This is a genomic window from Parasphingorhabdus sp., from assembly GCF_036963705.1.
In the GTDB taxonomy this organism is placed as follows: domain Bacteria; phylum Pseudomonadota; class Alphaproteobacteria; order Sphingomonadales; family Sphingomonadaceae; genus Parasphingorhabdus.
This window is the reverse complement of the sequence record NZ_JBALUT010000083.1, coordinates 1-9451: the sequence shown is the minus strand read 5'-3', so window position 1 is coordinate 9451 and position 9451 is coordinate 1. Positions and strand designations below refer to the sequence as shown.

Below are 9451 nucleotides of genomic sequence, written 5' to 3'. Positions count from 1 at the left end.
GTATGACTGCTCGCTGATCCCGAACCCATGTCGTCCATAATCGCCGCTCCCAAATAAGCAGCCTTCAACCCTTCAATGGCACAACGCGCAAGGCGGCCTACAGCTCTCGCTTACGGGCTAAGGGAGATACCGGATGCTTCATGCGAGGACGTGAGCCGGATCGCCCAAGATCAACTTGTCGCGGTCAACGACCGGATTTCACGGCTCCTTGGATTGAGGCAGGAACTTTCCCGTATGATCGGCTCGTGTGCCAACGGAAAAATCGCTGATTGCCGGATCATCGAAGTCTTGGCCGATCATAACTCGCCGACAGATTTAGCTGAACAAAAATCTACATAGGGACTTATTAACTGCTTGAAAGCACATCTGTAATTCAGTCCGTCAGCGCCGGGTTCCAGTTCTTGCGTAGGCAAATAAAACTTCAGTTCAGATGCCGATCAACTTGGGCGATCCGAATAGTTTGAATCGACAGTTTCAAGAGCGAACCAGGTGATACAGCAGTTACTCCAGACGAAACGTCACCGGGAACGAAAAACTTGTTGCTTCTGTAGTGGCTACAGAATGTAATAAGGGTGCCGCTTGGCGGAATTTGTTCGCTCCAATTTGAAATATGGTGGTAAACTCATGACCAAAACAATCAGTCCTCCAGGCTCATTGCGCTTTAAAGTTGATGGCCTGGCCTACCAGAGCGAGGTTCGCGCGCTCCGCGCTGCACTGGGTCCACTCGTCGGCGGTGAAGATGCGCTAGCCTTCGACACTGAGCGTGGTTTCATGACCATACATACACCCAATCAAGTTGCTGCAGCAGAGATCGAGGCAGCGGTAGCTAAAACGGGCTTGCACGCAAAGCTTTGGCAGACATCTGAAGTTTCGCCGCATATGTCGGATTTTGTTGAAGTATCCGAAGACGCGGCGTGCTGCGGGTCACTAGTGCGCGAAGCGCTCGGTCCGCCAAGTCCAACACCTATGTCTGGCCAAATTCTATTGCGCATTCACGGCATGGATTGCGCCGACGAAATCGCAGCGCTGAAGCGCGAAGTCGGTCCACTGGTCGGGGGAGATAAGCTCGCTTTCGACCTGCTCAATGGCCGCATGTCGATCGATATGAAGCCCAACGTTACTCTTGAAGCCAGCATTCTAGAGGCTGTTACCCGCGCTGGATTAAGAGCGGAGCCGTGGACCGAGGGTGAGACGAGCGAAGAAGCGCAAACCGAGGTCCGCCGTAAGCGGGTTCAGTCTTGGCTGACGACAGCGAGCGGCTTGTTTACGGCGCTAGGGTTTGCAGTCCATGCTTGGCTGGCTGGAGGTGTGTTAGCGGCTTTCGAGGCAGGAGAACATGGATTAGGCTCGACTCCCTTGCCGAGCATTCTGCTCTACACAATCGCGGTGCTCAGCGCGGCGCGCTACGTTGCACCAAAGGCTTGGCTCGCAGCCAAGCGCCTTCGCCCAGATATGAATTTGCTGATGATGGTCGCAGTCGCGGGCGCGATCGGCATCGGTGCCTGGTTCGAGGCTGCTACGGTGTCCTTCTTTTTCGCATTGGCCCTAGCACTTGAGGCGTGGAGCCTCGGCCGCGCACGTCGCGCTGTAGCAGCCCTCATGGAACTGGCTCCACCGACAGCACGCATCAAGCTTGAAGATGGCTCCGAACGCGACGTCCCGGCAGGCGAAGTCCCGGTCGGTGCGCATATCATCGTTCGCCCAGGAGACAAGATGCCGCTCGACGGGCGAGTAGTCACTGGTGAGAGCGAGATAAACCAAGCGCCGATCACGGGAGAAAGCGTGCCCGTATTCAAAGCCCCGGGGGACGAGGTCTTTGCCGGGACGATCAACGGAGAGGGCGCGCTCGAAGTTTTGATCACCAAGGCGGCGAATGATACGACACTTGCCCAGATCATCCGCATGGTGGGTTCGGCGCAGAGCCGACGCGCGCCCAGCGAACAATGGGTCGAGAAATTCGCACGTGTCTACACCCCTCTCGTGATGATCCTTGCCGTCGTGATCTTTCTTGTTCCGCCTCTGCTTTTCGGGGGAGCCTGGGGCGTTTGGTTCTACCGGGCCCTCGTGCTTCTCGTTATCGCCTGTCCCTGCGCTCTTGTGATTTCAACGCCGGTGACGATCGTGGCCGCGCTCGCGGGAGCCGCGAAGCAGGGCGTTCTTGTGAAAGGGGGGACACATCTTGAAACGCCCGCGCGCCTTAAAGCCATCGCGATGGACAAGACTGGTACGCTGACGGAAGGCCGGCCAAAGGTCGTCGAGATCTTACCGTTCTCAGGCCGCAGCATCCATGAAATCATCAAGGTGGCGGCCGCATTGGAGGCACGCAGTGCGCATCCAATCGCAAGCGCCATTTTGGCAAAGGCGGATGAGTTGAATATCGTTGCCGCGCCCGCCGAAGCTGTTCAGGCCATCATCGGTCGAGGCGTCACCGGACAAGTGGCTGGCCGCACCATGTGGCTCGGCTCACGCCGCTATGTTGAAGAACAGGGTGTCATCTCTGGCGCGATCCCGCTGCATATTGACGCGCTTACGGCAGCTGGCCACACGCTCGTCGCGATCGGCGAGGGTCAGGAGGTTTGGGGCCTTGTGGGCGTTTCCGACGCCGTCAGGCTGGAAGCAAGAAGTATTGTCACTGCGCTGCATCAAGCTGGAATCGAGCATGTCGTGATGCTCACGGGTGATAACCAGGCCACGGCGGAATTAATTGCGAAGCAAACCGGTATCGACGAGGTTCGCGCTGAGTTGCTGCCCGCCGACAAGGTAGCCGCCGTGGAGGATCTCGTACGACGCTACGGATCGGTTGCTATGGTCGGCGATGGGGTTAACGACGCGCCGGCCATGGGGTGCGCCAATATCGGGGTCGCAATGGGCGCGATGGGTAGCGACGCTGCCATCGAAACGGCAGATGTGGCGCTCATGTCGGACGATCTTTCAAAACTTCCCTGGTTGGTCCGGCATTCGCGCGCCACGCTTTTTGTAGTTCATCAGAACGTCGCATTCTCAATCGCCGTCAAACTTGTCTTCACAGCTCTGACTATTGTCGGCCTTGCTTCGCTGTGGGGCGCTATTGCGGCCGATGTTGGCGCGTCGCTGCTGGTCGTTCTTAACGGGCTTCGTTTGCTCAATCGGGGTCAGACCGATGGACGCACTCCGAAGGCCGGTCCTCGCACTGACGGGAACGTCTCAAGCATCGCCGAACCAGAGTGAGCCTACTCCGTTTCAAACTGAGCACATTTGCGCCTTTGGCCGTGCACTGCAAACCAATGAGGACCATCCGATCGTGAGCTATTCGAATTTGACCAAGAAGATATTTCTGACAGTAACTGCGGCCACTACTGCGTTTGCTATAGATTTCGTCACAAAATGGCTGACCGTCAATACAGTGATGAAGCCACCGCGGGTAATCGAGATTGCGCCATTTCTTAATTTCAGACTGGGTTACAACACGGGGGTCAGTTTCGGCATGTTCCAAGATATATTCTCGGCCTATCCGTTGGTGCTTGCCGGATTATCAATGGCCATCGTGATCGGCATCCTCGTTTGGGCGGTGCGAACGACAAAATTGACCGAGACGTTTGCACTCGGGCTCGTCGCCGGAGGCGCCATCGGGAACATCGTGGACAGAGTACTTCACGGTGCTGTGACCGATTTCCTCGACATCTACGTTGGCGCTTGGCACTGGCCGACTTTCAATTTGGCCGACGTTATGATCATCAGCGGCGTAGGGCTGCTGCTTCTAAGCTCCATACTGCCATTCCGCTTGGCAAGCTCAGCACCGCAGGAGCCGGACAGCAAGTGCCCCGAAGCATGAACTGATAATAGGCTGGTTTGATCGCGTGAGCAATTTCCGGGCGACCCTTCTGCCAGATAGTCGTAGTATGGCAACTAAAGAGGATCATGAGAATCAATATGCAATCCAAACGACGGGCGCTTTTGTTTTTGAATGCGCAAAGTCGTAACGGCCATGGTAATATGGCCAATGGGGTAGCCCGGCAACTTCAGAGCGGTGGCATCACCCTGATCGAAAGTTTGAGCAAACGCGCTGACGATATGAGCCAAGAAATTGTACGGCGTGCTGACGAGGTCGACCTTGTCATCGTCGGCGGCGGCGATGGCACAGTGAACGCGGCTCTCAAAGGTATTGTCGAGACGGGATTGCCCCTTGGCGTTCTGCCACTCGGGACGGCAAACGACCTTGCTCGAACGCTCGGCATTCCTATTAACCCCGAAGCTGCAGTAGCGGTTATTGTCGCTGGATGCACAAGGCGGATTGACGTTGGAACGGTTAATGATCAGCTTTTCGCTAATGTCGCGAGTATGGGTATGAGTGTTGAGCTGGCGCGTCGACTGACTGGCAATTTGAAGCGGCGTTGGGGACGTCTAAGCTACCCGCTGGCAGCCCTTAAAACAATGCTGGCCATGAAACCATTCGCGGCGGAAGTGGTCACTAAAGACCGGAAAATTCAGCTGAAAAGTCTTCAGATAGCAGTCGGCAACGGCTTATATTATGGCGGCGGCATGTCCGTGTATGAAGTAGCGAGCATTGATGATCAATCCTTGGACTTTTACAGTGTGGAGCCCCGGCAATCCTGGCAATGGCCACTCTTTTTGTCAGCCTTTCGACGCGGACGTCATCGAAATTTGCGCAAAATGCAAGCATTTTGCAGTCCCGGTCCTCTCGACATCCGAACTGACCCGCCACTTTCGATCAATACCGATGGCGAAATCACGACCACGACCCCAGCCCGATTCGACCTCTTGCCGCTAGCACTGTCAGTCTTTGTACCTACGGATCGAGTTGAAGGGTGACCTGGATTCGGGTCGATGGCGCTGTGGGATTTTTCGCGGCGGGGATGGTATCGTCATCCTTTCCATAGCTTCGGTCAGCATGCCATTATTGCTACCATCTCCCTGCCAGCAATGGTTAAACCGATAACGACAACGATAGCCGAAAAAAGCAGCTTTAACGCGCCTTTGCGCTGTTCGAGACGCTGCGACGCCAGTGTACCGATGATGCAGCAGCGGCACCGCGAGGATCGATCCACCGCCGCCGATCAGCCCCAGCGTGAACGCGACCAATATTCCCGATACAAGCGAGAGCAATTCCTGGAGCAATGCAGCATTCATTAACGATTCTGCCCGAAATCACAGTTTGTCGTCCTGCGCGACTTCGCCTGGCTCTCCCTTTGCACCGGACGCGCAATAGATTTCGTATAGCGTCTCCAACAAACGGCGCGAGGCATCACCGGCCAGCGAATAATGAATCGTGCGGCCATCGCGGCGCGGCTTCACCAAACCATCTTTGCGCAACAGCGCCAGTTGCTGCGAAACCGCCGCCTCGCGTATGCCAAGCAATTCGGCAAGCTCGCCGACGCTTCGTTCGCGTTCGACGAGCTGGCAGGCGATCATCAGGCGGTTATGACTGCCCAGCGCCTTGAGCAGGGACAGAGCCTTTTCGGCCTGTCTGCGGATTTCTTCAGGTTTCACACTTATATATATGCGGAGATGTGCATATTAAATCAATTAAAAATATGCCTTCGCGTCTTTTTCGAAAGGCGTGTGACACTCGGACATTCAAGGAACTTAGCTATGACCAATATGAAAGCTATGGCCAATATGAAAAAAATCGACGACCGCTTCACCATTGGAATGGCGCCGCCTTCCGCTGATGATCTGCGCGAGCTGGCGCAAGCGGACTACAAATCGGTGGTCAATCTGCGCTGCGAGGCAGAACCGGATCAGCCTTTCAAGCCCCCCCGCGAAGGCAAAGAAGTCCGCACTCTTGGCCTAGTCTATAGCCATGTCCCGGTAGCGGGTGATGCGATGACGGAAGCACTGGTCGAGCAATTCCGCACCGCAGTCAAAACGCTACCCGGTCCGGTGTTCGTGCATTGCGCATCTGGCAAGCGGGCCGGAGCATTAACCGTCATGCACCTTGCCGCCGAAAACGGTATGAGCGGGGACGCGACGCTGAAACAGGCCGAAGCCATGGGTTTCGCGTGCGACGAACCGGCGCTCAAGCGGTTCGTGCGCGATTATGTCGATGGGCAAAGTGGCTGATTGCCGCTGCGCCGCCAACTTATCATCCCTCCTACTGTGAGACACATCCATGACCCCCAACGTTCAATCTTTCTTTGACGATGATACCAACACGATAAGCTATGTTGTATCAGATCCCGCAACCGGCGCGTGCGCCATTATTGATCCCGTACTGAATTATGACGCAGCAGCGGCGCGAACGGCGACGATTTCAGCTGATCGCGTGATCGACCACGTTCGGCGCGAGGGGCTGAACTGCGAATGGGTTTTGGAAACCCATGTCCATGCCGATCATCTCTCGGCTGCGCCTTATGTTCAGGGAAAGCTGGGCGGAAAGCTGGCGATCGGCGATCACATCACCATCACGCAGTCGGTGTTCGGAGAGATTTTCAACGCCGGGCCGGACTTACCGCGTGATGGCAGCCAGTTTGACCAGCTTTTTCATGACGGCGACAGTTTCCCCTTAGGCAAAATGACAGCGCACGCTCTGCACACACCGGGCCATACGCCGGCCTGCATGACATATGTGATTGGCGACGCCGCCTTTGTCGGCGACACCATGTTCATGCCCGACTATGGAACCGCCCGCGCCGATTTCCCTGGCGGTGATGCTCGCATATTGTACCGCTCGATCCGCAAAATATTTACGCTTCCGGGTGAGACGCGGCTGTTCATGTGCCATGATTATCTGCCCGAAGGCCGCTCAGAGCATCGCTGGGAAACGACCGTGGCCGAGCAGAAAGCCGCCAATATCCATATCCATGATGGCGTGAGCGAGGATGAATTTGTCACCATGCGAGAGGCGCGCGATGCCCAGCTAGGCATGCCGAAGCTGATTCTGCCGTCGATCCAAGTCAACATCCGCGCCGGCTATATGCCTCCAGCTGAGGACAATGGCACGGTCTATCTGAAGCTGCCAGTCAACATAGTGGGCGAACCACAAACCCCGCCCGATGAAACTAGGCCGGGTACGCAGTAAACGTCTGCTGACAGGGACACGTTTATAAGACACTGACATTCTGAGGGGGATAGAAAAAGGCTGGCCGCTTCTGCTTCAACTGCGCTTTTGGGGGATCCCATATTGCGAATGTCGCTAAGCCTTATATTCGCAATTGGCGGCTTGGGCCATTTCTGTGCGCATGAATATAGCTTCATAGCACAATCCTTCTTCTAGAAACTAGGTGACGGGTAAGCATCCAATGCTCCCGAAAAATTAGAAATTTGTCAGACCGAGCCGCCGCGCGCAGGCTCAAAACTTGTTTAGCTAATCTATCGAGCTGTCACAGATCGCATGAATTAGAGCATTGCGAGCTTGGCTGCCAAAGCTAAAAGTCAACGCGAGTAGGCGACTTGAATTCTGCAATGGCGCTCCAGCAATATTATATTAGTTTGACATTTGGTATGACACATGTCATTTATCTCGCGCCATCTGTCATATTCTGGAAAGCAAAGAAATTGGAAACGGAAGAAGTATTGAGCCGGGAATTTGATCGGGTCATTGCTCTATTAGGCGGTGATGCAACTTTCAAATATCCTTTGAAAACCGCGCTCGATGCTCATGAAGTGATCTCCAAGGGTTTCCCCAGTACGGTTTTGACAGAACTGGTCGCCAATGTCGCGTTGATCCAGCATTCCGATGCACTCGAAAAAGCAGTCGGCATCAGCATGCGCACATTCCAGCGCCGCAAGGGCGAGACAACCGCAAAACTGCTCAGCCCGGAGCAAAGTGGCCGCGCTTGGAAGTTTGCTGAGATTCTGGCAGAGACGACAGATATTTTTGGTTCGCAGGAAGAAGCCGAACAATGGCTGGAACGCCCCGCAATCGGTCTCAATCAAAAACGACCCATTGATCTTCTATCGACACCTGCTGGTTCCCAACTGGTCGTACAACTTCTCGAGCGAATTGAATTTGGCGTCTACACATGACACCCTTGCCTACGCCTCTTGGCGGATCGGATATCATCGGTTGGCGGCTTGATGATCAGAGATTTACCAAAACATGGGATAGCGGAGAGGGAGCGTTCCGCCAAGGTGGTCGCTGGAACAGCAAGAATATAAGGGCCGTTTACGGTGCCGTCGATCCTGCAACTGCGATTTTGGAAGTGGCTGTGCATAAAACCTTCCGGGTTCTTGATACGGTCCCGCATGTTCTGTCATCATTCAAGATACTAAAACCCTCTGCTATCTATATGGTCGAACCTGGTGATATCCCGAACCCCAACTGGTTGACGCCAGGGATTCCCAGTGCCGGTCAGCAGCAGTTCGGCGACCAGTTGCTCGCCGATAACCTGTTCATCCTCATTCCGAGCGCTGTCTCTATCCATAGCTGGAGTATCATATTTGATTCCGTGCGCGCTTCTGGAACATATGCCTTGGAAACACAGGAACGGTTTGCTCTTGATGGGCGGTTACATCCGCCTGTAACCTGACTCGATGGAATCGAACACAATTGCCAATCTCGCCCGATGGCAAGATTATCGCGAATACCAGCATCCCCAACAATGACTACTGCAGCAGCGCACTTGACGGCAGAGCCGCAACTGAAAGAATTTTTGCTCACAATTTTCCGAGCCAGATAAACAAACCCTACGCTGCGGTGTCCAATCGAAGTCTCCGGATGCGGTCAGGGGGCCGCACCCGAAGTTTCGATTGCGGCACTTTCACTTCACTTGGAAGGCGTATTTGCCGCTGATTACTTCGTTATCGTCGCCCGATGCCATTGAGCGCAGTTCATAACCTCCGGACGTCAGGGGCTTTGTCATCATCACCATAACCGACTTGCCGTCTTTGCCCATCATCACAGAAATTGGCATTTTCATCGGGGCGTGACAGGCCATACCCGGCATTGATGTCATCATTAGTTGCGTGCGGGTGTTTGCAGGCATGATCTTCTCATCAAAGACCAGATCAATTCTCTTCGTCGGTGTAATCGTCGCATTGGCCGCTGGCTTGGCTGTAACTAGACTCAGGTGAGCAAAATCGCCGCGAGCGTTGTGGGGCAACGGCGAGGGTTAGGCGAAACAATCCGGTGCTGCGCATTTCCGGTTCCTTGGCTGTGTCTAATCATCAATACGCGGCGATATTGCCCACCCCTCAAAAATAATTTTGAGGGCCAAGCGGTGCAGCTTGCGTATTAGTAGGCAGATCACTCAAACAGGATCGTGATTACCTGCGGCCGTTCTGCACGAAATCAAGAATGATGCTATTTTGGGGCACATGTTTTTCCTCACAAATCGGCCTCTGGAATAGCTGGGAAGCACCTTTTAATCATGCGTCATTATACCAGAATATATTATACTCTTTTATCGGTTCTGGCTTTGGCGGCCATTTGCTCACCTATTTCCGCGCAGGCGAAGGAGGGTGATGTTGAAACGTTATGGCGTCTGCTGGATTATATTGCGGTCGATTATCC

At 54.6% G+C, this 9451-nt stretch carries 10 protein-coding genes; 8 read left to right on the top strand and 2 right to left on the bottom strand.

The features are described from left to right. Window positions 1-579 precede the first annotated feature (579 nt). The 4 genes from V7680_RS13815 (at window position 580) to V7680_RS13800 (ending at window position 5130) form a co-directional block, all read left to right on the top strand. Window positions 580-3207 carry a heavy metal translocating P-type ATPase gene (locus tag V7680_RS13815; protein ID WP_335653851.1) on the top strand — a complete coding sequence of 876 codons (2628 nt, stop codon included), beginning with the start codon at window positions 580-582 and terminating at the stop codon, window positions 3205-3207. 73 nt (window positions 3208-3280) lie between these two features. Beyond that, window positions 3281-3811, top strand: a complete 531-nt coding sequence (gene lspA / locus V7680_RS13810; protein ID WP_335653850.1) for a signal peptidase II — start codon at window positions 3281-3283, stop codon at window positions 3809-3811. 86 nt (window positions 3812-3897) lie between these two features. Then, window positions 3898-4809 (top strand): lipid kinase, encoded by a 912-nt coding sequence (locus V7680_RS13805; RefSeq protein WP_335653849.1) that lies wholly within the window; start codon window positions 3898-3900, stop codon window positions 4807-4809. Window positions 4810-4824: 15 nt separating this feature from the next. Next, window positions 4825-5130 carry a hypothetical protein gene (locus V7680_RS13800; protein ID WP_335653848.1) on the top strand — a complete coding sequence of 102 codons (306 nt, stop codon included), beginning with the start codon at window positions 4825-4827 and terminating at the stop codon, window positions 5128-5130. 15 nt (window positions 5131-5145) lie between these two features. On the opposite strand, the gene V7680_RS13795 is transcribed toward V7680_RS13800, so the two are convergent. Continuing rightward, window positions 5146-5487, bottom strand: coding sequence for an ArsR/SmtB family transcription factor (locus tag V7680_RS13795; RefSeq protein ID WP_335653847.1), 342 nt, complete (start codon window positions 5485-5487; stop codon window positions 5146-5148). A 102-nt stretch (window positions 5488-5589) separates the two neighbouring features. Between V7680_RS13795 and V7680_RS13790 the strand changes: the two genes are divergently transcribed. The 4 genes from V7680_RS13790 (at window position 5590) to V7680_RS13775 (ending at window position 8468) form a co-directional block, all read left to right on the top strand. Further along, complete coding sequence (locus V7680_RS13790) at window positions 5590-6060, top strand: protein tyrosine phosphatase family protein (protein WP_335653846.1); 471 nt, start codon at window positions 5590-5592, stop codon at window positions 6058-6060. A gap of 49 nt (window positions 6061-6109) precedes the next feature. Further along, the gene (locus tag V7680_RS13785; protein ID WP_335653845.1) at window positions 6110-7018 is read left to right on the top strand and encodes an MBL fold metallo-hydrolase; all 909 of its coding nucleotides are present in this window, start codon (window positions 6110-6112) and stop codon (window positions 7016-7018) included. Window positions 7019-7440: 422 nt separating this feature from the next. Then, window positions 7441-7965 carry a type II RES/Xre toxin-antitoxin system antitoxin gene (gene parS, locus V7680_RS13780; RefSeq protein WP_335653844.1) on the top strand — a complete coding sequence of 175 codons (525 nt, stop codon included), beginning with the start codon at window positions 7441-7443 and terminating at the stop codon, window positions 7963-7965. Continuing rightward, window positions 7962-8468 carry an RES family NAD+ phosphorylase gene (locus V7680_RS13775; RefSeq protein WP_335653843.1) on the top strand — a complete coding sequence of 169 codons (507 nt, stop codon included), beginning with the start codon at window positions 7962-7964 and terminating at the stop codon, window positions 8466-8468. Before parS ends, V7680_RS13775 begins: the two co-directional genes overlap by 4 nt. A gap of 231 nt (window positions 8469-8699) precedes the next feature. Here the strand turns inward: V7680_RS13775 and V7680_RS13770 are convergent, their stop codons facing one another. Continuing rightward, complete coding sequence (locus V7680_RS13770) at window positions 8700-9041, bottom strand: copper resistance protein CopC (protein ID WP_335653842.1); 342 nt, start codon at window positions 9039-9041, stop codon at window positions 8700-8702. Window positions 9042-9451 lie beyond the last annotated feature (410 nt).